A 24,547-nucleotide genomic window follows, 5' to 3' on the forward strand; every position below is an offset into this window, starting at 1 on the left:
CGTGAACAGGGGTCTGTGTCTGAGCAAAAATTGGTTGATTCTTCTAAAGCGGTGGTAGTAGTGGATTCTTTGTCAGTTGAGGGTTCTTCTTCTTCTTCTGTTCGGTCTGTGTCTGATTCGGTTAATTATGAGGGGTTGAGACCTGATTTGGTGCCTCAAGAGCCGCCAAATTCGCCCAAGTATATGGTGTTTGATTCAACTGAAGAAAAAATTACTCAAGACTCTTCTGAGGAGATATCTGGCACTTTTTTAGCTAAGGCTCCAAAGCTGGATGTTGATACACAGATAATCGAGCTAACCAACAGAGAACTTAAGCGTGCTACCGCAGATTCTATAGTTGGACCCCAAAAGGCTTCTCTGCAGTTGGCACCTAACAAACAAACATTAAACGAGCAGTCTGTTGAACTGGCATCTTCTTTGGGGGATCGTTGGAATTCTGCATATCCACCTAAAGAACCCCTGCCCAAAATTCCAACCAGTGCACAAACAAACATAACCGAAAAAAACTCTGACCCCCCTATTGATGCAGAGCAAACCCATACAAATGCCGCAGTTGAAATCAACCCCGCAACCAAACCTATAGATTCATCTTTTGCAGGTAATTTTGAAGATTACAGCCTCAAACTTGCGGATGTGACACACGCCGTTCTTGAACATCGCTCTGGGGATTTTTCTGAAAAAATTTCTAATGTCTCTTTGGGTTCCAAAAGTGGTCCGGTACCTCTTGTCACTGCCCAAAAGGACGTGATACAAACATCTTCCCCTAGTCTTGAGGCGGATTCTTCTTTGGATGTTTCTGAAAACATAGTTGAGCCTGTGAGCCAGCCTAAAACACCTCAACCAATTCCCTCTCTGCATCCGGTGTCTTTGGTTTCTCCTAAACCCCTGCCGTCTCCAATTGCAGTAACACCCCTAAACATTGATACACAAAATATCCCCGGTGAACTTAGGGCAAAGCCGCCTAAACCTGTTCTTCCGATGAATACCCTCTTTTCTGCTAAGGTCCAGTCCCCCTCTAAAGAGCCTGAAACCACTGTCACCATACATATTGGTCGTATCGAGGTTCATGCTGTGAGAGCCCCTGAGCCACCGGTTGAGTTGCCCCCTGCCCCTGTTTTGTCTCTTAGTGATTATCTCAAACAACGATCGGAGAAAAATTAACATGAGTGATTATAGCGCTATAGCAACTGCAACTGCAGTTATCCGTGAAATATTACGCGAGAGTCAAAGTGTACTTGACGGTGGTTCTGTTGATGTTAGCACCTCCACACCTGCTACTGTCCTAAAAAACCTAACCAAAGACAATGATATCTTGAACCTGTTTCTCTACCAAGTAACCCCAAACATCGCCTACCGTAACGCCGATTTACCCACCATACACCAAAATGGCAACCGTATGCTCTCAAAACCTCTTCTTGCTCTTGATCTACACTACCTGCTTAGCGCCGCATCTACCCATGAACTAAAGGCTCAGCTGATGCTGTCTAGCGCCATGATTGCCCTACATGAAAATGCCATCATCCCCAAACGCAAAATCAAAGAAACCATAGACACAATTGCCCAACTCAAACCGGAAGGCGAAGAATTCATAGCGGCCTCAAATCTTGCCAGCCAAACCGAATCCCTAAAAATCAGCCTAGAATCACTCTCCATCGAAGAATTAACCAAACTCTGGTCCACATTTGCCCAAACCGAATACCACCTCTCAGCCGCATACCACGTTAGCGTACTCCTACTTGAAAGCACCAAAAAACCAGAAACTTCCAAACAAGTAGACAAACGCATACTACATATCAACCCCCTGCAACAAAAACCCCCAACTAAAAAATAGGTCTCCCAAGTCTCTCCTAATAATAATGACGGTGCCGCGATGTATAAAACAAAACTCCAACCCCCCCCAAACTCATTGACCTCAAGCATTAACCAAGTTAAAACCCTGCTAAAACACTACATCGGCCACCCCTATGAACAACCTCCCAAAATCGAAAACACAACCCCCCCCAATGAAATTAACTCTGAGCCTGATACCGTTGATGGAGTGCCCTCTATTGAAACATTACAGTATCTTTTTGGATTATCCAAATTCGAAGCCCAACTGATTGCTCTATGCGCTGGCTATGAGCTAGAATCCGAGATTAGAACCCTCATAGCAGAAGCCAATAACAACCCCAACATAACCTACCCCACCTTTGGCCTAGCCCTAACTTGTCTCCCAAACGCACACTGGAGCGCCCTCACCCCCGCCTCGCCTCTAAGACGCTTCCACCTCATAGAAATCAACCCCACCCTAAACACTTCCATCACAACCACACCCCTACACATCTCCGAACGTATCCTGCACTACCTCAAAGGCGTCTTCTACCTCGACACCAAACTCCAAGGCATAATCACCCCCATCCCAAACAACAACGATTCCCCCGTCAAATCACACCAACACATCGCAAACCAAATCCAAACCACTTGGCACAACAACAACTACAACAAAGAAAAACTCACCATAATACAACTCTGTGGTATTGACCAAACCGACAAACTCACCATCGCCCAAACCGCTCTCACCACCCAAGGATTAACCCTCTGGCAACTACCCGCCGAACTAATTCCCCAAAAACCCAGAGAAACCACCCAACTAGCCCAACTCTGGACCCGCGAAGCCACCCTGTTTGGCGCAGGTCTAATAATTACAACCGACGATATCCCCACCACCAATATCCAAACCCAAAAAGCCACCCTGCGCTTCATAGAACAACTCTGCGGCCCCATTTTTCTAGCAACAAAAGATCGTCACCCAACCCCCCCAAACACCCTAACCCTCCAAGTCAACAAACCCCTAAAAACCGAACAACGCCAACTCTGGCAAACAAACCTAACAAATCCCCAAACCCCCAACCTCCCAAATACCCTCTCTATTCTAGTAAACCAATTCAACTTTAACGCCTCCACCATCAAAGCCGCAACAAACCACGCTACCCTACACAACAATGAAGACTTAGATGTGACAACTCGATTGTGGAAATCCGCCTGTGCAGTTTGCCGCCCCAAATTCTCCGAACTTGCCCAACAAATAACTCCCAAAGCCAACCTCAACAACCTAGTGCTACCCGAACGCGAAAAACAACAACTCAGAGACATCATCATCCACGTCGCCCAACGACCCAAAGTCTATGAAGACTGGGGCTTTGAAGACCAAAGCAGCCGCGGCCTAGGCATAAGTGTTCTCTTCTCAGGATCCAGCGGCACCGGCAAAACCATGGCCGCCGAAGTCATCGCACAAGAACTCCACCTAGACCTCTTTCGCATTGATCTCTCTGCAGTTGTGAACAAATACATCGGCGAAACCGAAAAAAACCTCTCCAAACTCTTTGACACCGCCGAAGACACCGGCGCCATACTCTTCTTTGACGAAGCCGATGCCCTATTTGGCAAACGCACCGAAATAAAAGACAGCCACGACCGACACGCCAACATCGAAATCAACTACTTACTGCAACGTATGGAAAACTATCGCGGCCTAGCCATCCTAGCAACAAACATGCGTGAAACCCTAGACCCCGCCTTTATCCGACGACTTAAATTCATCATAAACTTTCCCTTCCCCGACGAAAAAAGCCGCCTCGAAATCTGGCAACACATATTCCCCAAAAAAACCCCCACTGAAAATCTAAACTTTACCCAATTAGCCAAACTCAGTATCGCAGGCGGAAACATACGCAACATTGCCCTCTACAGCGCCTTTCTTGCCGCAAACGAAAACACACCCATAAACATGCAACACATAAAACGAGCCGCCCAAGTTGAATACATAAAAATGGAAAAACCCCTAACAGGAAACTGGCCCCATGAAAATCAACGTTAAAATCGACAAACTCGTCCTACACGGCTTTAGCCCACACGAACAAACAAACATACAAAACATGATAATAACCGAACTAACAAGCACCCTAAAAACCCAAAACCCCAACCTATACAAAACCACCCAAACCAAACCCCTAACCTACAACGTAAACTCCCTAAAAATAAACACAACCGCCAACCCCCAAAAAATCGGACAACAAATAGCCCACAACATCAAAAACAAAACAACACCACAATAAATGCCAAATATTGTAACCTCATAAAATATATGCTTAGAGCCTGGCCAGCGTTTTGTGTTTTTTTGAAGGTTATTGGTATTTAGATATGTTGTTATCTTTGGGTAACTTGTTGTTTATTTTTAGTTTTGTGTAATTGTTGGTGTAGTTATATTATTTCTAGTGCACCGTCGTTTATTGTTACGCTTGAGGAGCCTATTTTGATTTTTTGGGAACTGTTACTTAGTTCTATGCCGTCTTTGTTTATGATTATTTTTATATCTTCGGTGTCAAGGGTTATGCTTTTTTCTTTGTCGTTTAGTATGATGGTTGTGTTGTCTGTTTTTAGGTATTTGATTTCGGGGTCTGCTGAGTCGTCGGGGGGTTCGCCTTCGTTCCAAAATCCTCCGGTCCAAATTGGTTTTTCGGGGTTGCCGGATTCAAATTCGATCCAAACCATAGCGCCTATGGGGGGTATGCAGAATAATCCTACGCCTGCGCCTGCGTAGGGGGTGCAGGGCAGTGCCCAGTCTGAGTTATCTTCACCAAAAATGGCTGGAACATTGGCTTGTATGCGGCCTAGCTTTTCGGGGTCTTTATTGTCGGCTACGGTTCCGCGGTATTTGCCAAAAAATCTCTGGGGCTCTTCGTTGCTCATGTTTTTTTATCCACCTTTGTTACTGTGGTTCCTGTTCCTTCACGGCTAAGGGTGAAGCTTTGTTTGTAGGTTCCTTTGCTAATTGAGTGTGTGACTCTTTTGACGTAGTATAGTCCGTTGTGTGCTTGCCCTACGCCTCGTAGTGTCACGGGGTGTCTTGCTCTTAGTACATCACCATAGAGCATGGAATCTAATTCGCCGCTAACTGTTAGCGCATCGGCTGAGCGTTTTGCTTCTGCTTGTGCTTTGATTCTGGCTTCTTGCATGCTAAGCCCGCTCTCACGTAATTGGATAGTTACTTGGTTGTCTGAATCTTGTTTATCTACCGATTGTTCTGCAAATGCGGTATCGGAATTTGTCTCGTCGGGGATATCCATTTTTTCGCCCTTTTCGGTGTCTTGTATTTTTCCTTTCAGTGCACTCTGACTTAGGGCGTTCATTTGGAAATTAATAGAATTCACATTGGTCTCCTCCCCCATATTAAATGAAAGCGTTTGCTGTGGTTTACCTTCACGGTCGGGAGGTCCCCAATAGGCCCTGTTTTTCTTTTGGCTATCTGACTCCACATAAAATACATATTTATATCTAGTTGCTAATTCCTGAAGGAATTTCAAATCTGATGCATTCTGAACATGCTCCTTTTCTTGTGCGGAGTCAGGGGCAATCACATCGTCTTCTAAATCATATTTTGAATACGCCCCAATAATTGTTTTAACTACTTTGTCCACGCTTTGTTTGGGGTGTTTTTTTTGTTTGTCTTTTAGTCCCATCATGACGCTTAGGTCTTCGCCTGTGATGCTAAGAGTGGATTTGCCTGGTTCGGGGTTGAGTCTTATTTGATGATGGGTGATTATTCCATCAATTAGCACCTTGGGAACCACTCCAAACGACACCATAATTATAACCCGATTAAATGCTTTAATCAATGGATTAGCAAGCAGGGGGTATTCGTAGGCATCTGCTACTCCACTGCGGCCAATTGAGAAGCTGAGTTGAAATCCATCCCGGTCCCCATCAGAGGATGTTACCTCTACACTTTGCAGAGCATCTATTATTGTTGCAGGTGCGGGTTCTGGCACGTCTTTTCCAATAAGTAGAGATAAATATATGCCCAATGCTGACATGTTATTAGGTTCCTGCGAGTGCCACTCTTAGAATCTTGTTTGCATTGTTGACTAAATCAAAGGGATACATGGCATTGTTTGCATCACATATGCGCCAAAACTGTTCCGGATCACCCAAAACTCTGCTTGCTATAAGATCTAGACGGTCCCCTGCGGTAACGGTGACTTCTTGAACCAACTCCATTTTCTCGCCCTGAGGGAGAAAACGACGTTTTTTATATCTAATCACCTGACCACTCTCAGTAGTTAAAACCTCCTCCTCTATCTGCGCATAACGACTATCAGAATCAAACATACTATGTTCCCCAGTATATGTTCGCCGTTTCTTCTTTTATACTATGATTTGCCGTGGTAGCCCTTTGGAGCTGTTTTAGATCTGTATACGTTAGAACACTCATGGTTATGGTCACTTTTGCCAAAATAGGATTGAGTCTGCTATCGTAGGATTGCTCTTGGATTTGGTATTGAGTTATTTTTACAGGTAAAACCATTCTTTCGCCAAAAGCAAACATTACTAAGGGTCCGATAGGCGGCACAATCTCCATTTTACCCTGCTTTGCTAGGTCAGCATTGTTACTGATCTGCTCAGAGGTGGGATAAATAATCGACTCCAACGCAGCTAACTGCGGACTAACCCCAAAAAAATCCTCCTCAGGTTTTGGCTCTTCTACACTTATTTGTGTTTGGTTGCTTTGTTGTTCTTCATTTCGGGCTCTCATTATTGCTGTCCCTATCTGTTCTAGTTGGTCTGTGGCATCAAACTCTATCTCTACTGTTATCACTTCCTCTGGTTCACCTTCAAGGCGAAACGCTTCAGCATTACCGCTTTTACCATATTTGGGTGTTAGAGTACGCGATATGGTGTCTGGATTATACTGAAACTCGATTCTCTCAGCCGGCGAATTACCCCTTATAACCTCTATTGCACCCATCTTTGTCTTCGGCGAACCAGGAAAACCTGACATACCAACAACAACCTAAACAACCTAAGTCTAATTCGTATATACATTTTGTGGTAACTCACATGCAATAACAGACAACTATTGTCCTCCAAGAATTATTATACACAAACCAAACAACCATAGTTGGCTGACAAAACTCTGCCCACTAGAAGCTGATGCTGTTTTGTTTGTTTATGCTTATTTTTTGGTTGTTTGTGAAGTGTACAAATCCTTGGTGTAAAAACGGTTTTTTCCAAGGGTTATACTACATGTTAACGTCAGTTGACGAATCTAAATCCTTAAACCCAGCCGGGCGCAGGATAATTTTGTGTGGTCCTGATGGAGGTGAAAGAGAATGATATTTGAAGAGGAAGATGATTGGGAAGAAGGCGAAGATGAAGAATGGGAAGAAGAAGAATGGTAAATCCAGCCTAAATAGGAATTCAAACATACTTTTCTTTTAAATTTTAACAATTATTGTTCTGGTTGGTGTTTGTAGGCAATAGCTTTTTACGCTATGGTGTGTTTATTGTGTATGGTGTATTTTAATGGTCGACACACAATCTGGTAACCAAATAGAGAAAACTGCCCAAGAAATGGCTGCAACCGTCATAGCAGTTATGGATAAACTAGCGGGAAAAGAGTCGGATATAAAACTAAGCTTTGAAGATCTGACTCTTGACTTGGGCAGATTTAAAGCAAAACTCAACGGCTCTGTCGTCTTAGATATAGTCTATGCTAAAGAAGCAAAACCCTAACCAACTAACTACTCCATAAAAGGACGTCAAGATGTCTCTTGTAGCAGTTTTAGCAGACATGCTAAAGTCAGGGAAAGTCACTGTATCGGCTAACAATACCGAGGCCCTTAAAATCGAAGCGCTCGACAAAAAAATCGAAATCGAAGCCCTAAATAAAGACATCATAAAAGACACCCTTGCCGCTACAACACAAGGCACAGAAAAAAACAAGGGCCTAACCGGGGTATTTGGTCAACTTGGCTCTGCACGCAACAGCCTAGGCATGCTCAAAGAGGTCGCTGAGGACCTAGCTAAATCCGGCATAACAGTCACCCTTACCTACAAAGACAGTGTTGTGGTTACTCTGGGTTCAGAAGCCACCCCCAAACTATCCAGCATCGTCACCGGGACCAAAGCCATAGAAATCAACAGCCCCCTAAAACTCATCGAACTAGGCATCTAACACAACTGTTATTGCCTGCCCTTTTATTGATTGTATGTTTGATTTCCTATTTTGTCTAACTTCTTGATTTTCGGTCGACATTTTTTCTATCTACTTCCCGGGTACATCTATTTCAGCCTGATCAATAGGTTATTTTTCAGCAATTGCAGGGTCAGGTTATCTGTAACTTCATCCCTTTGTCTCTTGTTGGGATTGTTGTCAAGCGGGTTACCTTTGATTTGTATTCTGGGTTGAGCTATTGGGAATATACTATGGTTTACTGTGTAGTTGTGGTTCTGTTTTGGCGTGTTTTTGTCCTCAGCCAACATATCAAAATTACTCTGCAAACCAACCTTATCACCGATCACTATCACATCGCAGAGATCAGCCTCTGCTATGGAGAGTTTAAAAGCAGTAACTTCGAATGTTGCCGGGCAATATGCGGTAGCAGGCTGGCATTTTGTTTTTGACTGCAAAGGCATAGAGTAAATTTATTTGGGGTTCATATTCTTCTTGGGGGTTGTAGCCTTTGCGGCTGTGGGGGGTAGTTAACAAACATCTTTGCTATGATTGTGGTGATGTGAAAAGTTTGTTGGAATGGTTGGTGTTGTCTTGATGGGTATGTTTGATTGGTTGGTTTTGTGGTTTTAGCTTTATAACTTACTATTTTTATTGATGTAGTGGACGTTTATTTATGACGCGTATTGCCGTATTAGACACTGATCGATGTAAGGTCAAGAAATGCAATCAGCTTTGTGTGAGCTTCTGCCCTATGGTGCGTAGTCGGGTGGAGGCTATACGTGTGGAGGGTAACAAGGCGATTATTTCTGAGACTCTTTGTAGTGGGTGTGGTATATGCGTTAAAAAGTGTCCTTTCAAAGCAATCAGTATTGTTAATCTTCCTGATGAGCTTGAAAAGGATTGTAGTCATCGCTTCAGTGAAAATAGTTTCAAACTTTATCGGTTGCCTATGCCTTCTCCGGGTACGGTGCTGGGTCTTTTGGGCCAAAATGGTATCGGTAAGAGCACCACGCTCAAAATGTTTAGTGGTGAAATCAAACCCAACTTGGGCAAATTTGATACACCGCCTGAATGGAGTGAGATTATTCAGTATTATCGTGGTTCAAGTTTGCAGGATTATTTTACTCGTTTGAGTGAGAAAAAGCTCAAAATTAGCAGTAAACCCCAGTATGTTGACAAGATCCCCAAAGCTGTCACCGGCAAAGTCGGTGATTTGCTTGATAAGGTTGATGAGCGCAAGGCGCTTGATGTTATTGCGGAGGCTTTGGAGCTCAAAAATATTTGGGATCGGGCTCTTGAGGTGCTTAGCGGTGGGGAGCTTCAGCGGGTAGCTGTTGCGGCTGCTCTGAGCCGTGACGCAGACGTTTACCTATTTGATGAACCCAGCAGCTATCTAGATGTTAAACAGCGTCTTGTGGTAGCTCGGGCTATTCGTAGCTTAAAAGAGCAGCAAAAAACTATCATAGTTGCTGAGCACGACTTAGCCATCATTGACTATCTCAGTGACCAAATCTGTGTCTTCTACGGCGAACCAGGCGTCTACGGTGTCGTTAGCCATGTGCATGGCGTTCGCACAGGTATTAACATCTATCTCCAAGGCTACATCCCCGATGAAAACATTATGTTCCGAAAAGAAAGCATCATATTCCAAGAAAAACCCCCCACCGCCGGAGAAAACATCGGCTCTCCCTTGCTGAGCTGGAATACGATGACCAAATCCTTTGGCGGCTTTAAACTCTCAGTTGAACCCGGCGAAATCCGAGCCGGCGAAATCATCGGCATACTAGGACCCAACGGCATCGGAAAAACCACCTTTGTAAAAATGCTCGCCGGCATCGAAGAAACAGATGACAAATGCGCGATAAGCAAACTTACAGTGAGCTACAAACCCCAATACATCGCACCCGACTACGAGGGCACCGTACAAGAGTTGTTGATGAATGTGGCCAAAGAAAATTTCACCTCAAGCTGGTACAAAACCGAGATCGCTCTGCCTCTGCGCCTACAAACTCTTATGGACCGGAACGTCATGGAACTCAGCGGAGGCGAGCTCCAAAAAGTCGCCATAGCTGCCTGTCTGAGCCGCAAGGCCGATCTGTTTCTCTTTGACGAACCCAGCGCCTACCTAGACGTGGAGGAGCGCCTAAATGTAGCCAAAACCCTGCGCCGAGTCGTCGAAGCACATGGTATCCCCGCCTTTGTGGTAGAGCACGACGTAGTCACCCAAGACTTCATTGCCGATCGTCTCATAGTTTTCAATGGCAAACCCGGAGAAACCGGCCACGCTCACCCCCCAACAACCCTGCGCGGCGGCATGAACACCTTTCTAAAAGAAATGGACATCACCTTCCGTCGAGACTCAACCACCCTTCGACCCCGCGTCAATAAAGAAAACAGCCAAATGGACAAATTCCAAAAAGACATAGGCGAATACTACTACACCAAAATCGCCAAAGAAAAAGATGATGACGAAAAAGATGAAAAACAGCATAAAACCCGCCAAAACATCTCAGTGACATTCAGCTAAAACCACAGATCTGCATTAGGTGCGCAACAACGCATCACTTCCTATGGGTTAAGGCGCTCATTGGTTGTTTTCGCCTGAGCATACGGTGATTGAGTGCATGAACAGCCCAACCAAACCCCAGAGACCACAGCTCTCCAACAAACGTCACATTAGCTACTAAGGTTCTGTTTTTTACGGGAATACTCTCTAATTGATGTTAATCCTATAATCAAGTAACAATTTGATATACAAAAAATTAAAATAACCTCCATAAATATTCAATAAATGACCTATTTGTACCTTAAGGGTGACATGACTTTGAGTACTTATGAAAATGCAAAGCGGTCTGATAAAAAAGCAGATAATAGTAGCTGTAGTAGTTTTGCGGTCTCAGAGTTATTGTCGTCTCAACAACCCAACTTTGAATATGGGCGTTATGACTATAATTTTTGCGGCCTGTCCATAAACGATCCGACAGCTGTTAAACCTGAGCGACATGTGTTGATAAGTCGATTGGGTAATTCAGGCGGCGGTGAAGCTCTTGATGGCAAAACAAGGGGTAGAATGGAAAATGATTTTGGCTACAACTTTGACTCTGTTCGAGTGCACACAGATAATTATGCAGTCAACTTAACAAATGCATTAAATGCTAAAGCAACATGTTATGGCAATGACATCTACTTTGGGAAAAATCAGTTTGCCCCAAACACCCCCGAAGGTACAAACCTTCTCAAACATGAACTAGCCCACTTCCAACAACAAAATCAAATAGGAACAAAAAAAATCCAAAACCAGCCGTTAGAAGCACCACAAACAGGTGGCACCAAACAATCATTAGGTAACCATTCAGATGGATTAAAAGACGACGTTAACATCTTAACTGAGGCAATATGGCGTTCCAATGTTTCCTGCATGTCCACGTTTGATCTTATTATTGCTAGATGGGGCCCTGCTGTTGACAAGCTTTTAGATGCATTGGGGGAAACCGAAGGTTCAGATATTATAGATAGATTATTATTTATTGTGAAAGACCAATTAGGAATTGCTGCGGAAATTATTGTTAAGCATAGCACGAAGTATAACTGGCACTCTACGGTGATTGAATTAAGAAAGATCTTTAGTGTACCCGCACCCGTTTGGGCATTCACTTTTTACAGTCGTTGGTTAAAAGAAGTTATCACTATTTCTAAGAATCCAAGTATTGAAACGGATCGACGTTATTTGATTGTAGAGTATGGCTTTGCTAAAATTCCATTGATTGATCGTGAATACTATGCATTTACGTCGACCGGTCCTGAGCAAGATGGGGGTGATCCGCTGAGTAAAACTGACTTAGAAAATGTACTGACTGAGGAATTTAAAGCCATAACCGCCGAGCACATTCGTTACAATGATGCAGGTGAAAAGTCTGCTGGGGTATCTGATGGTGGTGGGGTATCTGATGGTGGTGGGGTATCTGATGGTGGTGGGGTATCTGATGGTGGTGGGGTATCTGATGGTGGTGGGGTATCTGATGGTGGTGGGGTATCTGATGGTGGTGGGGTATCTGGCCGCGGGGCGCATCCTGTTTGCAGGTTTTACCATCCTGGGCGGTCTATGGGGGCGGTGCCTGCGAATGGGCGAGAGTACAAAGAGGCAGATTATTTTAATGAGCTTACAGAAGGATTCAAAAGAGGGTCATTATTAGCGAAAATACTATTTATTGCCTCTATTACAGGAAGTACTGTTGAAGAAATTGAAGATGAAGACTCTATTTATGTGCCAGAGGAAAACAAGGTTTATATAAATTATAAGAAGGACTTTAGTGAAGGTAAGTCTCTGATCTATTTTCATGAAATAGGTCATTTTATTGATTATAATCCTGGACCAAAGTATGATAAGTCTCACTTCTCAAATGATTCTACATTTGAGGCGTGCTTATTTGCTGACCTTTTGAAGTTATTTAACGAGGCAGATGCGATACAGCAAAAAGAAGACAATCCACAACGGGTGCCCTTTACAACCCTGAAGGATCTTCGCAGTAACAATATAGCCTACTTTAATAATCTATGCGAAACGATTGTAAATAAGATGGTCTCGGAACCTTGTTGGACAAGAGTATATGATATTTGTGGTGGGTTGCTATATTTTATCTTGGATCATATCTGTCCCCCTGCATTTACTATGTGCACACCTGACGGTTTTGCTTGTGGTAGGCATATGGAGGATGAGTGGACCGACCCCAGTGTCCCATATAAAGAGGCAATAGGGCATTTCTATGAATCCCAGTTTAACTCGGATTTAAATGCAGTTCTTAGAAGCTTTTTTCGCAGTGCACTCGAGCATTTTGAAACAGTAATGCTGGAGAATATGGTTAAGAGCCATGCCTCAAAATAGCTACTTGGTAGACAATAAAGTGATCCAAAAAATAATGCACCTTTGAACGCTTCCACCAGCCCTTATTTAACGAATTTTTTTGCCACCCAAAGCTATTATTCCAAATCAACCCACATCGCCGACTGAGCCGTAACTTATGTTTCGAAAAGAACGCGTCATATTCCAAGAAAAACCACACTGCTGGAGAAAATATCGGCTCACCATCGCTAATCTGGGATGCTACACTTTTCTAAAGGAAATGGATATCGCTTTCCGCCGAGACTTAACAACCCTTCGTCCTCATGTCAATAAAGAAAACAGCCAAATGGACAATCCAAAAAGACGTAGGCGAATACTACTGCACCAAAATCGCCAAAGAAAAAGATGACGACGAAAAAGATGAAAAACAATCTGCCAAAAAACCAGTTAAAAAACGCTCGTGATGTCGTAGCTAAACAGCCAATTTGGGGATGTTGGTGAGCAAACAAAACGTTGCCTATGGGTGTGTCCTTGATTGTTTTCACATGCGTTGAGTGATGAATATGTAAACTATGTGGTAAAATACTCTTAAATTTTATTTAAATATTTGTGTTTTTTATACAAATCTTTTGTTATATTTTGGGTGATAGAGATTATGTGTTATAAGGGCTGATTTGCAAAAAATTTAATAATGCCTTTAGCTGTATTTTTGACAGCTGGGGCCTCAGAGGTAATGTGGCTTGGGTATTTACAAAAAACAAAGCGCTCTGATAAAAGAATCAGGCAATAACGATTGCAGTAGTTATAGCGTCTCAGAACTAGTTAAACCTCAACCCCAAACCAGCGTCAACTATGCGGAAACAGAACCAATTGGACGTAACACATACAATTTTAGTGAAATAAGTTCATATGATCCAGCATCAGAAAAATCTGAAATGGGGGTACTAATGGGTAACTTGGGTTGTTCAAGCGGTGGGGTAGCTCTCGATGGCAAAACAAGGGGTAGAATGGAAAATGATTTTGGTTACAATTTTGGTTCCGTTAGAGTACATACAGACTCATATGCGGTCAATTTAACAAACGCCTTAAATGCTAACGCAACCTGCTATGGACAAGATATATACTTTGGAAAAAATAAGTTCGTTCCAAACACTCAAGAAGGTACAAACCTTCTAAAACATGAACTCACTCACTACCAACAACAAACCCAAACAGGAACAAAAAAAATCCAAAATAGCTCTAATAGTGAAACACCATCAGGCGGTGTACCCGAGTCTGGGGATCCAACAACAGATGATGCTGTAGCATTAGCAAAACGGCAACAGGCATACCAAATTGAGGAAGGCCTACTGACGAATGAGGCTATACTGGGGCGCCTGTGTAGTGATATAATAGGTCCACCGTGTCTAAACGCCCTGAGCAATTTAGATTTAACCTTAAGTGGTCAATTCACTACGACTCAACAACCATCTTTGATACCGTTCTCCAACGATTCATCATCACAACTCGCACCCTCCCAACAAGGAGCTCCCTGGGACCCATATCTCGGGCAAATTGCAAAAGACTTTGACGCCTTTAGTAGTGCTCTTGGCAAATTTAATACATCCGCGATAACTACATCACTTGGCGGTACTCAGTTAACATTCAAAGCGATAATGTTTGGTAATACAGAAGTGGGTGTCTCCAAATTTCTGAAAGAAGGACAAGTATCCATGAGTACGCGTGCTCTTGGTTTATCTCTCGTTGCTGATTTGTGGAAGAATCCAATGTGGCATAGCAATTTCACAACAGAATTTTACTTTCACAAATTGAATATGAACTGGAGCAATAACACCTTGGGAGTTTACTCAGCAAACCCCCTAGGGGGTAAAGTTGCACTTACATTTAATATTGCAGATAGACTGAAATTATCCTTTAATTTGCAGGCGTATCTACAAACAACGAAGGAAGCACCAAATGTATCAACTATGGTTTATACAGGCGGTGTCCAACTAACGATAGATCATTCAACATTAAGTAACTGGCAAAATTTTTTTAAGAACGCGGTGACTAAATAGAGTTGTAATTATGACCTGAACTCTGCAAAGTTACCCTAGTCTTGACTGGTTGGTACTTGATTTATGTCGATTTTAGAATTTAACCGTATCAAGTTTTCAGTTACCCTATTGCTCATAGGCTTGCTCTGCTGGATGTCCTCAGATCAGTGTATTAAGTCGTAAACATTTACTGAAGCGCGTTTAATTGCCGAAATTTGCATAAATACGCCATATACTCTATAAATGGGAATTAGAGATAAAACGTGTCAACAGACATTTCTGCCATTTTCCAAGGATTAAACAGATTTTTATGATTTTCATACCTTGTTGCCATGACTAGGGGGTAAAACCGTTAATCCGGTATCTAAAGAATTGCGCGTTGCATCTGGTACTGGGGATTACGTTAAGGTGTCTGGTTGTATGACCCAGAGTGCACTAAAAATTCGCCAAATTGTTATACATGTGCACTTAGCCTCAGAGTCCCCGGAAGAACCTTGGCGAGATAGCGGAATATCATTTTAATATTTTTGAATTGATGAATTAGCCGCGGTTGTGTTGGCTGATACGTGTGCTGGAAGATCAAAGTAAACGAAAAGGCCAAGATTGGGTGAATTATGTACTGGTGCGTTTGAGTCTCAGGAATATAGAATTGCACTGAGTGGGAGATGCCACTGATTCGAAGATGAGGCTTATCATTTTATGATGCAACATAAGATGGATCTTAATCAGAAAAACATGGTACATGGAATATTTGAGTCTTATGGAGGATCAGATAAGAAGTAATGAAAACACCTGATGAACTATCGTGGGCCGTGCAATTATGGCATTTAACTTCCTGGCCTACTCAAAGATACTATAATAGCAAATCCGTATGGTGATTACTATGCTGGATGTTGTTACTGCTCTTTAAATTAGTTCGAAAATACCTTATAAATTGGACACTGTGAACGCTTTATTGAGACAAATATGCTTCCAAAGGTTCGGTTTGACGTTTGTGGTTGGTTATTTTTGGGTTTTTGGTGTTGTTTTTGGGTAAACTATAAATGGTTATTTGTAATCGTGGAACTGTACACCTCACGCGTTCGAACGGTTCCTTCGCCGGGACATCATTTAGTCGTTTAAGAGTGAAATCTTAGTTGTGATACGGAAAGCCATATAAATCGCTTTTACGTGTTTGTTTGCGCATCGGAGATATAATAATGCCAAAATGGGGCTATTCAATCATCGAAGAAATGCTTAATCCAGAAAAAACAGCGAAAGCCAGCGGAAGAGAACTCAAAGTATCTCACAAAGCCGCCCGTGAAGTCGCTAAGGCCATCAAAGGCATGGAGCTCTCCCAGGCAAAGGAATACCTGCGTGATGTAGCTGCCAAGAAAAAACCGATTCCCTACACAAGATACACTAAAAAATTGGGGCATAAAGGCGGTATGGCGAAACGTTTTGTTGGCCGTTACCCCATAAAAGCCTCAGAGGCAGTCCTTAAGATTTTGCAGGCTGCACAAGCCAACGCAGAGAATAAGGGCTTAGATGTTGAACACCTCCGAATTATGCACAGCGCAGCATATCCCGGCGTTAAGCTAAAGCGTTATACCCCCCGAGCACATGGGCGCGCTTCACCTAAATATGAAATTACTACTCACTTTGAGATCGTGCTCGAAGAGAAAGCTACCTCAGGAGAACAGTAAATGAGCATAGTCAAACGGTTTATAACAGAATCAATTAAACGCACTGAAATCGATGAGTTTTTGCAGAAAAAACTTGAACGTGCCGGATACGGCGGAGTTAACCTCTCTAAAACTCCATTGGGCACTCATGTAGTTATATATGCTATGCGTCCCGGTCTTGTTATCGGTCGCGGCGGCGAAACTATCAAAGAGCTTGCCGCTCAACTTGAGCATAACTTCAAAGTTTCCAATCCTCAAATCAGTGTTTCAGAAATTGAAGTTCCCGAATTCAATGCACATGTGGTTGCTAATCGTGTCTCCTCCGCTCTTGAACGCGGGGTACACTTTAGACGTGCAGGCTTTTGGGCTCTAAACCAAGTTATGGAAGCAGGCGCACTGGGCGCTGAAATCGTTATCAGCGGCAAACTCACAACTGAACGTGCACGCTTTGAAAAATTCAAGGCAGGCCACTTCCCAATTGTCGGCGAACCCGCCGCACGTGCCATGCGAACCGCTGAAGCACACGTTCAACTAAAACCTGGAATTATCGGCATACGCGTAAAGCTCATGCCCCCAGATGCACACTTCCCAGACAAAGTCACCATCCTACCCCAAGCTCCCCCTGCAGAAGAAACACCCATCATCGTCACCCAAACCACACCCACACCCGTTCCAACAGTAGCCCCAACAGCTCCAGCACCCGCTCCAGCTAAACAAGCACCCCCAGTAGCTACACCCAAAGCTCCAGTCAAAGAAACTGCACCCGAAGCACCCAAAGCTGAACAACAAGCTCCCCCTGCAGAAGAAACCCCCCCAACACCAGTAGTAGCAGAAGCCGCGGTAGCAGAAGAAACATCACAACAACCAAAAGAAGAAGCTAAGCCTGTGGAGGAACAATAATAATGCCAGTTATGCGTCTTAAAGAAATCGCTGAAATGTCTGCGGAAGCCCAAGAACAACGTCTCATTGATTTACGCGTTGAACTTGCTCGGATAAGAACCATGGTTAACGCCGGTGGTGCAGTAGAGAATCCTGCCCGTATCCGAGAACTCCGCAAAACAATCGCCCAAATACTCACTATCCAAAATGAGCAAAAACTTGGTATGCGCAAAGCACCTGAGGCAAAGAAAGAAGACAAAGCCAAAAAACCTGCCAAGAAAGACTCTAAGGAGACTGCCTCTCAATGAAAGTAACGCCCGATATTATCCGATATGAATTCATCGGCACAAACGGCCTAGTTGCCCAAAGCTCAAACAAAAGCTACATCGGCGTAGGCGGCACAGTGATAGGCGAATCAAAAAACACCTTCACTTTCCAAAATCAACAAAAAACCTGCAGCACAGTAGTAGTCAAAGAAGCTGCAACTTTTGATTTTACCTTCAACGATGGTACAGTCGTTGAAATTGACGGTAAACTTTTAGTCGGCCGCTCAGAGGACCGGCTTAAGAAAAGCACAAAGAGGCTATGGTAATATGTCAATGACTTTCAAGCAGCCAAAAAAGACCTGTGAGGATCCCAATTGTCCCTTCCACGGTGAACTTGCCGTGCGCGGTCGCGTCCTGGAAGGTATCGTTCACACAGCCAAGATGGAGAAAACCGTTATCGTCGATAGAGAATTTATGCAATTCTCCTCGAAATACGTACGGTACGAACGCAGACATGGACACATCCCATCACACAACCCCCCCTGTTTAGACGTAAAAGAAGGCGACCGAGTAAAAATTGCCGAGTGCAGGCCACTTAGCAAAACCGTTTCCTTCGTAGTGGTCGAAAAATTAGGCGAGGAAAGATAGTCGATGTGTGCAGCAAAGTCCAAACAGAGAGCTCTAACAGCAAAAGGCATGATTAGCCGCGGCCAAAAAATCAGCCGAGGCCTAGTCGCTGGGTCAGAGCTTAAATGTGCTGATAACACAGGTGCACGTGTGTTGCGCCTAATCCAAGCCATGGGCTACAAGGGTCGTCTTAGACGCTACCCCTCAGCCACTGTTGGCGACAAAGTCACGGTGTCAGTACGTCAAGGCTCACCTGATATGCGTAAAAAAATCTTTCAAGCCATCATCATTAGGCAACGCAAGACCTATAGACGTGTTGATGGCGTCTGGATCCAATTTGAGGATAATGCAGCCGTCATTATCACCCCTGAGGGTGAAATGAAGGGCTCTGAAATCCGCGGCCCAGTTGCACGCGAAGCAGCCGAGCGCTGGCCCAGAATCGCAAGTGCCTCAAGTATCATAGTGTAGTAGGTGGAAAATATGCAATCAACAACAACTAACCCTGGTAAACAAAGAAAAAAACTCTTCAAAGCTCCGGCGCACTTACGCCACAAACACATGGCCGCGCCCCTATCAAATGAGCTAGCAAGCTCTAAGGGAGCAAAAACCCTTCCTATTCGCAAAGGTGACACTGTACGCATCATGCGCGGTGACAACAAAGGCTTTGAAGGCAAAGTCTCACGCGTTGATCTAAAGACCTATCGTATCTACCTCGAAGGTCTAACCCGTGAAAAAGTGGATGGCACAAACATCTTTTTGGCCGTTCACCCCTCAAAAGTCCAAATCCGCAACCTAAACCTAGACGATAAATGGCGCAAAAACATCCTCGGACGGAAAACCGCGCCCGAAAAGAAGGATAAAAAACAAAAGGATAAGCAGGCAAAGAAAGCCGAGAAATCCTCTGCTAAAACAAAGGCTCCAGTCAAAGAAGAAGATGAACCCGAAATCGAAGAAACCTTCGAAGACGAAGAAGTTGATGAGCCCGAAGAAGAGACTGAAGAAGCCTCTCAAGATGATGATGTAGGAGACGAAGAATAAATTGGGTAAAAAAGGAAAAACCGCAAGGCTGAAACGTAATCCAGCACCAGCATTCTGGCCTATCCACAGAAAAACATCTCCGTGGGTTGTGAAGCCCTCTCCAGGTGCACATTCACTCCAGAAAAGTGTTCCCCTGACGTTGGTTATGCGTGAGATGCTAGGCGTAGTGCAAACACGAAGAGAAGGCAAGCTTGTCATTGCTCAAGGCAAAGTTCTAGTTAACGGTAAAGTCTGCAAAAAAGACGACAGTCCCGTTGGCTTGATGGATATTATTTCCCTGCCTGCAAGTAACAAGTACTACCGTCTTATGCCGTCTCATAAAGGCTTGTATTTAGCTCCTATTAGCAAAGAGGAATCCAGTGTTTCTCTGCTAAGAGTTGAAAACAAATCTACCGTTCATAACGGTGTCCAGGTTGCAGTGCATAACGGTTCACTTATGCTCATAAAAGTAGCTGATCCCAAAAATCCTGTTGAGGTAACCTATGATACCTTTGATATCTTAAAGGTTAGCTATCCTCAAAAACAGGTCACTGAAACGCTAAAAACCAAAGAAGGCAACCTCGCAGTAATTACCGGTGGTAAAAACATTGGCAAAGTCGGAAAGATTGTAGAGATCGAAAAGACTGAAGCTAAAAAACGCCGCCAAGCTCTAGTTATGATCGAGGATGCCCAAGGCCAACGTTACCAAACAATATTGGACTTTGTCTTCTCTATCGGCGAGACTGCCCCAATGATTAACACCCTGGAGGCTCTTGTAAATGTCTGATGCGACTGCAGCAATAATTAAAACTTGGCAAGAGCAGCCAATGCTCCAGCCCAAGATTGAGAAAGTCGTTGTGAACCTCAACGCAGGCAAATCCGGCGAACCTCTTGAAAAAGCCAACTCGGTGCTAAAAGAAATCACTGGACGCAACCCTGTTAAGCGACGCGCCAAAAAATCCGTCCGCGACTTTGGTATACGTGAAGGTGAATCCATCGCGGTCGTTGTAACCCTGCGCAAGCAGGAAGCCATTGACTTCCTAAAGAAAATCCTGCCTGTAGTCGATAACAAAATCTCCAGGCGTTGCTTTGATGTCCGCGGCAACTTTAGCTTCGGACTCAAAGAACACATCGACATCCCCGGAGTCAAATACGACCCCGAAATCGGCATCTTCGGTATGGATATCTGTGTCACCATAAACCGCCCCGGCCGCCGCATAACGATCCGCAAACGTCAAAGCAAATCGCTAGGTCCAAAGCATGTGCTTAGCGCCGAAGAATCCATAGTCTTTGTAAAACAAACCTTAGGAGTCGAAATCATCTAGGTGTAATGTATGGGAAAACAGCAAGTCAAAAAAGAACGAAAATACGGCAAAGGTTCACGTCCATGCGTAAGATGCGGTTCATTTGGTCCAGTCATTCGACGTTACGATTTATATTTATGCAGGACATGCTTTAGAGAAGCTGCACCCAAATTAGGTTTCAAAAAATATGAGTAGGAGCTAAAGAACAAAATGGATACCTTAACTAATGGTCTTGTTACCATAATCAACAACGAAACCCGAAACAAACGGGAATGCATCATTAGCCCTGCCTCTAAACTATTGGGACGCGTCTTGCGTATCATGCAGCTCAACGGTTACATAGGCGAATTCGAATTCATCGATGACGGGCGTCAAGGCAAATTTAAAGTCCAACTCCTTGGCAGAATAAACAAATGCGGCCCTGTAAAACCACGCTTCGCAGTTAAAGCCACCGAATATGAGGATTGGGAAAAACGATTTTTGCCCTCACGTGATGTGGGTATCATGGTTGTTTCCACCTCAAAAGGAGTCATTGCCCACAAAGACGCCGAAGAGAAAAACATTGGAGGAAGGCTGCTAGCCTTCGTGTATTAGGAGAACATTACAATGCGTCTTCCAGAAGTATCCCGAACAGTTGAAGTCCCAGACGATATAACTCTCAGTTTAACTGGCAAAGTTGTCAGCGTAAAGGGTGCCAAGGGTAGCATCACACGCGACTTCTCCTTTGCCCCCATAGAGATAGCAAGCGAAGGCAAAAACGTCCGCATATCCGCCAAATGGCCGCGCAAAAAAGAAGCCGCCCTAGTCGGCACCATCTACTCACATATAAACAACATGATCGTAGGCGTCACCAAAGGCTACTCATACAAACTAAAAATTGTCTTCTCCCACTTCCCCATAACAGTTAAACTACAAGGCAAATCCCTCCTGGTCATAGAAAACTTTACCGGCGAACGCAGACCCCGATGCGTCGAAATCTTGGGCGGTGTCAAAGTTCAACTTGAACCCGAAGACATCATCATCGAAGGTATAAACCTCGAAGACGTCAGCCAAACCGCCGCAAATATTGAACAATCCACCAAAGTCCGCAAAAAAGACCCCCGTGTCTTCCTTGACGGCATCTATGTCTATGAACGAAACGAAGGTATGGCATAATGAGCGAAAAAAAAGTTTCCCCCTCACGAAAAGCCCTCCAAGTCCGAGCCCGCGCTAAAAACAAAAAACCAAACTTTGTACGCGCGGAAAGCTGGCGGTTTGCACGCTTTAGCCTAAGCTGGCGCAAACCCCGAGGACTCGACAACAAAATACGCCGAAAAATCAAAGGCTGGCCACCCGGACCAAGCACCGGCTACAAAGGCCCCAAAATCGCCCGCTACCTCCACCCATCCGGCTACCGCGAAGTCATAGTCCACAATGTCGATGATCTAACCAACATCGACGCACAAACCCAAGCTATCCGCATCGGCCACACCGTCGGCAAACGAAAACGCGCAGATATCATCACCAAAGCCAAAGAACTCGACATAAAAATCCTAAACTTCACCGCCACAACAAAACCCAAAGAAACAAACGAAGAAAACGACGAAGAAACAGAAACAGAAACCACTGACGAAGAAAAAACAACCAAAGCAGCCAAAGAAAGCAAAGAAAAGTCTAAGCCTAAAAAAGAAAAGAAACAAAAGAAGGCACCCAAAAAAGAAAAGAAATCTAATAAATCCAAGAAAGGAGACAAAAAGCAATGACTAATCTAAGCGGACAAAGACGATTGGCAGCCCAGATCCTCAAAATCGGCCAAAACCGCGTTTGGATAAACCCTGACCGCATCGATGATGTAGATGGCGCCATCACACGCGAAGAAATTCGCAAACTCATTCACGAAAAAGTCATCGTTTCCCTACCCCAAAAAGGCGTAAGCCGCTCACGCGCAAAAACCATACGCGCTAAAAAACGCCTCGGCAGACGAAGCGGCCCCGGCAGTGTCACAGGTGCAGGATACGCCAAGGTCACCCAAAAAGACGCTTGGATGCTCAAAATCCGCTCTCTGCGCCGCAAACTCCGCGAACTAAAAGCCAGCCGCACTATAAGCGAAACCACCTACACCCAATACTACCGTATAGCTGGTAGCGGCAGATTTGATTCCATCGCAGAGTTAGAACGTCACCTAAAAGAAAACGACCTATGGAGAAAACGTTAAATGGCAAACAGCAGCAACTACCGCGTTCAGCTAAGACGCAGACGCGAAGGAAAAACAGACTACCAAGCACGTAAAGCACTAGTCATATCTGGCCGACCACGGCTTGTCACCCGAACCTCACTCAAAAACGCAAACGCCCAAATAATCATCGCAAAACCCATCGGCGACCACACCGTAGCCGCCGCCAACAGCCGCGAACTGATCAAAAAATACGGCTGGAAAGCACCCGCAGGCAACCTCCCAGCAGCATATCTAACCGGATTACTCTGCGGCCTAAAAGCAAAAACCGCAGGCATAGACGAAGCCATCCTAGACATCGGATTAATCCCCCCAACCAAAGGCGCAAGAATCTTCGCCATCCTACACGGCGTCATCGACGCAAACGTCGAAATCCCCCACGGCGACAAAAAAATCGTCGAAAACCGCGCCAAAGGCGACCACATCGCATACTACGCCAAAGCCCTCCAAACAGACGAAGACACAAACACCTACAAAGCCAAATTCACCAAATACAACGCCCAAGGCATCGCACCAGAAACCATAGCCGAACACTTCAGCAAAGTCCGAAACAACATCATAGTAGCATTCAAAGACGCCCAAGTCGCACCCGAACCCCCAAGCGCACCCCAACCCAAAACAAAACCCAAACCCAAAACCGAAACCAAACCCACAACAAAACCCAAACCAACCGAAACCCAGCCAACAGCAACAACCGAGCAACAACAACCAAAGCCCTCTAAAGCAACCGAAACAGCTCCAACCGAAACAAAAGAAGCAAAAGCTCCCGAAGAAGTGGTGAAGCCTAAAACCAAAGCCGCCAAAGAAACCCCGCCTGAAGAAACCGAGGCCCCAACCAAAGTTGCCAAAGAAAAAGCCGCACCCACAAAAGCCTCCGTAAAGAAAGCAGAGACGGCCCCGGCTAAAACCAAAGCCGCCAAAGAAGAAGAAATAGAAGAAGAATCTCCCACTAAAGAAAAAGCATCCTCCAAAAAGAAAACCCCCGAAAAAAAGGAGCCAGCTGCTAAAGCTGTCGCCAAACCAAAGAAGGGTGAAAAGAAAGAATGAGCAGAAACCAACGAGATAGAAGCCGAGACAGCGATCGTCGCGCACAAAGTCTCGAACAATGGGTCCCAAGAACTCGCTTGGGCAAAATGATCCAAGAAGGCAAAATCACAACCATCGAAGAAGTCTTCTTAACAGGCATAAAAATCAGCGAATCACAAATCGTCGACTCCCTATTACCTGACCTCCAAGAAGAAGTCATAAACGTCAACCTCGTCCAAAAACAAACCGACGCCGGAGAAAAAAGCCGCTTCAAAGCCATCGTTGCAGTCGGCAACCGCGACGGCTACATCGGATTAGGCCAAGGCAAAGCGAGCCAAGTCCGCAACGCCATCGAAAAAGCCGCAGTCAACGCCCGCCTAAACGTCATCCCCGTTAAACGCGGATGCGGAAGCTGGGAATGCGGATGCGGCAAACCCCACAGCGTCCCCTTCCAAGTAGAGGGCAAATGCGGCGGTGTCCGTGTCGTTATCGTCCCCGGCCCAAGAGGCCTGGGTCTAGTCTCAAGCGAAGTCGCCAAAGTCATCTTAGGACTAGCAGGCGTCAAAGACCTCTGGATGCGTAGCTACGGCTCAACAAGAACCGTACCCTCATACGCATGCGCCATCTTTGACGGACTAACCAAAACCTATAACCTAATTACAACAACCGATTGGGTGAAGTAA

At 44.7% G+C, this 24,547-nt stretch carries 29 protein-coding genes and 3 pseudogenes; 26 read left to right on the forward strand and 6 right to left on the reverse strand.

Annotated elements, in window-relative coordinates:
- The 4 genes and pseudogenes from FWF39_RS03630 to FWF39_RS03645 form a co-directional block, all read left to right on the forward strand.
- Nucleotides 1-1,161: pseudogene (locus FWF39_RS03630) on the forward strand (hypothetical protein); the annotation flags it as partial.
- Between the two features lies 1 nt (nucleotide 1,162).
- Entirely contained in the window at nucleotides 1,163-1,831 is a 669-nt protein-coding gene (locus FWF39_RS03635; protein ID WP_343382078.1) for a DUF4255 domain-containing protein, read from the forward strand.
- Between the two features lie 39 nt (nucleotides 1,832-1,870).
- Nucleotides 1,871-3,856 (forward strand): ATP-binding protein, encoded by a 1,986-nt coding sequence (locus tag FWF39_RS03640; protein WP_343382079.1) that lies wholly within the window; start codon nucleotides 1,871-1,873, stop codon nucleotides 3,854-3,856.
- The gene (locus FWF39_RS03645) at nucleotides 3,840-4,094 is read left to right on the forward strand and encodes a hypothetical protein (RefSeq protein WP_343382080.1); all 255 of its coding nucleotides are present in this window, start codon (nucleotides 3,840-3,842) and stop codon (nucleotides 4,092-4,094) included. Before FWF39_RS03640 ends, FWF39_RS03645 begins: the two co-directional genes overlap by 17 nt.
- A gap of 145 nt (nucleotides 4,095-4,239) precedes the next feature.
- Here the strand turns inward: FWF39_RS03645 and FWF39_RS03650 are convergent, their stop codons facing one another.
- The 4 genes from FWF39_RS03650 to FWF39_RS03665 are packed head-to-tail and all read right to left on the reverse strand — an operon-like array spanning nucleotide 4,240 to nucleotide 6,817.
- Nucleotides 4,240-4,728: a phage baseplate assembly protein V gene (locus tag FWF39_RS03650; RefSeq protein ID WP_343382081.1), complete on the reverse strand. Its 489-nt coding sequence runs from the start codon at nucleotides 4,726-4,728 to the stop codon at nucleotides 4,240-4,242.
- Entirely contained in the window at nucleotides 4,725-5,807 is a 1,083-nt protein-coding gene (locus FWF39_RS03655; RefSeq protein WP_343382082.1) for a hypothetical protein, read from the reverse strand. The genes FWF39_RS03650 and FWF39_RS03655 overlap by 4 nt, the downstream gene beginning before the upstream one ends.
- 49 nt (nucleotides 5,808-5,856) lie before the next feature.
- Entirely contained in the window at nucleotides 5,857-6,147 is a 291-nt protein-coding gene (locus tag FWF39_RS03660) for a hypothetical protein (protein WP_343382083.1), read from the reverse strand.
- A 1-nt stretch (nucleotide 6,148) separates the two neighbouring features.
- Entirely contained in the window at nucleotides 6,149-6,817 is a 669-nt protein-coding gene (locus FWF39_RS03665; protein WP_343382084.1) for a hypothetical protein, read from the reverse strand.
- Between the two features lie 524 nt (nucleotides 6,818-7,341).
- Between FWF39_RS03665 and FWF39_RS03670 the strand changes: the two genes are divergently transcribed.
- Nucleotides 7,342-7,551: a hypothetical protein gene (locus FWF39_RS03670; protein ID WP_343382085.1), complete on the forward strand. Its 210-nt coding sequence runs from the start codon at nucleotides 7,342-7,344 to the stop codon at nucleotides 7,549-7,551.
- Nucleotides 7,552-7,582: 31 nt separating this feature from the next.
- Nucleotides 7,583-7,993 carry a hypothetical protein gene (locus FWF39_RS03675; RefSeq protein ID WP_343382086.1) on the forward strand — a complete coding sequence of 137 codons (411 nt, stop codon included), beginning with the start codon at nucleotides 7,583-7,585 and terminating at the stop codon, nucleotides 7,991-7,993.
- A 107-nt stretch (nucleotides 7,994-8,100) separates the two neighbouring features.
- Here the strand turns inward: FWF39_RS03675 and FWF39_RS03680 are convergent, their stop codons facing one another.
- Both FWF39_RS03680 and FWF39_RS03685 read right to left on the reverse strand, forming a co-directional pair.
- Nucleotides 8,101-8,340 carry a hypothetical protein gene (locus tag FWF39_RS03680; RefSeq protein WP_343382087.1) on the reverse strand — a complete coding sequence of 80 codons (240 nt, stop codon included), beginning with the start codon at nucleotides 8,338-8,340 and terminating at the stop codon, nucleotides 8,101-8,103.
- A gap of 37 nt (nucleotides 8,341-8,377) precedes the next feature.
- Nucleotides 8,378-8,527, reverse strand: a complete 150-nt coding sequence (locus tag FWF39_RS03685) for a hypothetical protein (protein WP_343382088.1) — start codon at nucleotides 8,525-8,527, stop codon at nucleotides 8,378-8,380.
- Nucleotides 8,528-8,666: 139 nt separating this feature from the next.
- Here FWF39_RS03685 and FWF39_RS03690 point away from each other — a divergent pair, with 139 nt between their 5' ends.
- The 20 genes and pseudogenes from FWF39_RS03690 (at nucleotide 8,667) to FWF39_RS03785 (ending at nucleotide 24,547) form a co-directional block, all read left to right on the forward strand.
- Nucleotides 8,667-10,520: a ribosome biogenesis/translation initiation ATPase RLI gene (locus FWF39_RS03690; RefSeq protein ID WP_343382089.1), complete on the forward strand. Its 1,854-nt coding sequence runs from the start codon at nucleotides 8,667-8,669 to the stop codon at nucleotides 10,518-10,520.
- 297 nt (nucleotides 10,521-10,817) lie between these two features.
- Nucleotides 10,818-12,875 (forward strand): DUF4157 domain-containing protein, encoded by a 2,058-nt coding sequence (locus FWF39_RS03695; protein ID WP_343382090.1) that lies wholly within the window; start codon nucleotides 10,818-10,820, stop codon nucleotides 12,873-12,875.
- A gap of 281 nt (nucleotides 12,876-13,156) precedes the next feature.
- Nucleotides 13,157-13,297: a hypothetical protein gene (locus tag FWF39_RS03700; RefSeq protein WP_343382091.1), complete on the forward strand. Its 141-nt coding sequence runs from the start codon at nucleotides 13,157-13,159 to the stop codon at nucleotides 13,295-13,297.
- A gap of 483 nt (nucleotides 13,298-13,780) precedes the next feature.
- Nucleotides 13,781-14,890, forward strand: coding sequence for a DUF4157 domain-containing protein (locus FWF39_RS03705; RefSeq protein WP_343382092.1), 1,110 nt, complete (start codon nucleotides 13,781-13,783; stop codon nucleotides 14,888-14,890).
- A 1,178-nt stretch (nucleotides 14,891-16,068) separates the two neighbouring features.
- Complete coding sequence (rplV, locus tag FWF39_RS03710) at nucleotides 16,069-16,554, forward strand: 50S ribosomal protein L22 (RefSeq protein ID WP_343382093.1); 486 nt, start codon at nucleotides 16,069-16,071, stop codon at nucleotides 16,552-16,554.
- A complete protein-coding gene (locus FWF39_RS03715) occupies nucleotides 16,555-17,433 on the forward strand; it encodes a 30S ribosomal protein S3 (protein WP_343382094.1) in 879 nt (292 codons plus the stop codon).
- A 2-nt stretch (nucleotides 17,434-17,435) separates the two neighbouring features.
- Nucleotides 17,436-17,720, forward strand: a complete 285-nt coding sequence (gene rpmC / locus FWF39_RS03720; RefSeq protein ID WP_343382095.1) for a 50S ribosomal protein L29 — start codon at nucleotides 17,436-17,438, stop codon at nucleotides 17,718-17,720.
- Nucleotides 17,717-18,004 carry a ribonuclease P protein subunit gene (locus tag FWF39_RS03725; RefSeq protein ID WP_343382096.1) on the forward strand — a complete coding sequence of 96 codons (288 nt, stop codon included), beginning with the start codon at nucleotides 17,717-17,719 and terminating at the stop codon, nucleotides 18,002-18,004. The genes rpmC and FWF39_RS03725 overlap by 4 nt, the downstream gene beginning before the upstream one ends.
- Before the next feature lie 7 nt (nucleotides 18,005-18,011).
- Nucleotides 18,012-18,326 carry a 30S ribosomal protein S17 gene (locus FWF39_RS03730; RefSeq protein ID WP_343382097.1) on the forward strand — a complete coding sequence of 105 codons (315 nt, stop codon included), beginning with the start codon at nucleotides 18,012-18,014 and terminating at the stop codon, nucleotides 18,324-18,326.
- A 3-nt stretch (nucleotides 18,327-18,329) separates the two neighbouring features.
- Complete coding sequence (locus FWF39_RS03735) at nucleotides 18,330-18,773, forward strand: 50S ribosomal protein L14 (protein ID WP_343382098.1); 444 nt, start codon at nucleotides 18,330-18,332, stop codon at nucleotides 18,771-18,773.
- Nucleotides 18,774-18,785: 12 nt separating this feature from the next.
- Nucleotides 18,786-19,343, forward strand: a complete 558-nt coding sequence (gene rplX, locus FWF39_RS03740) for a 50S ribosomal protein L24 (RefSeq protein WP_343382099.1) — start codon at nucleotides 18,786-18,788, stop codon at nucleotides 19,341-19,343.
- 1 nt (nucleotide 19,344) lies between these two features.
- Entirely contained in the window at nucleotides 19,345-20,109 is a 765-nt protein-coding gene (locus FWF39_RS03745) for a 30S ribosomal protein S4e (RefSeq protein WP_343382100.1), read from the forward strand.
- Nucleotides 20,102-20,647 (forward strand): 50S ribosomal protein L5, encoded by a 546-nt coding sequence (locus FWF39_RS03750; RefSeq protein ID WP_343382101.1) that lies wholly within the window; start codon nucleotides 20,102-20,104, stop codon nucleotides 20,645-20,647. The genes FWF39_RS03745 and FWF39_RS03750 overlap by 8 nt, the downstream gene beginning before the upstream one ends.
- Nucleotides 20,648-20,656: 9 nt before the next feature.
- The gene (locus tag FWF39_RS03755) at nucleotides 20,657-20,821 is read left to right on the forward strand and encodes a 30S ribosomal protein S14 (protein WP_343382102.1); all 165 of its coding nucleotides are present in this window, start codon (nucleotides 20,657-20,659) and stop codon (nucleotides 20,819-20,821) included.
- 15 nt (nucleotides 20,822-20,836) lie between these two features.
- Nucleotides 20,837-21,220: a 30S ribosomal protein S8 gene (locus tag FWF39_RS03760; protein WP_343382103.1), complete on the forward strand. Its 384-nt coding sequence runs from the start codon at nucleotides 20,837-20,839 to the stop codon at nucleotides 21,218-21,220.
- A 12-nt stretch (nucleotides 21,221-21,232) separates the two neighbouring features.
- Entirely contained in the window at nucleotides 21,233-21,781 is a 549-nt protein-coding gene (locus FWF39_RS03765) for a 50S ribosomal protein L6 (protein WP_343382104.1), read from the forward strand.
- Nucleotides 21,781-22,164: pseudogene (locus FWF39_RS03770) on the forward strand (50S ribosomal protein L32e); the annotation flags it as partial. The gene FWF39_RS03765 and the pseudogene FWF39_RS03770, both read left to right, overlap by 1 nt.
- 200 nt (nucleotides 22,165-22,364) lie before the next feature.
- On the forward strand, nucleotides 22,365-22,820 hold the full coding sequence (locus tag FWF39_RS03775; RefSeq protein WP_343382105.1) for a 50S ribosomal protein L19e: 456 nt from the start codon (nucleotides 22,365-22,367) through the stop codon (nucleotides 22,818-22,820).
- Nucleotides 22,821-23,420: pseudogene (locus FWF39_RS03780) on the forward strand (50S ribosomal protein L18); the annotation flags it as partial.
- 461 nt (nucleotides 23,421-23,881) lie between these two features.
- The gene (locus FWF39_RS03785) at nucleotides 23,882-24,547 is read left to right on the forward strand and encodes a 30S ribosomal protein S5 (RefSeq protein WP_343382106.1); all 666 of its coding nucleotides are present in this window, start codon (nucleotides 23,882-23,884) and stop codon (nucleotides 24,545-24,547) included.

The organism is Candidatus Bathycorpusculum sp. (assembly GCF_009778815.1).
GTDB lineage: Archaea > Thermoproteota > Bathyarchaeia > Bathyarchaeales > Bathycorpusculaceae > Bathycorpusculum > Bathycorpusculum hydrogenotrophicum.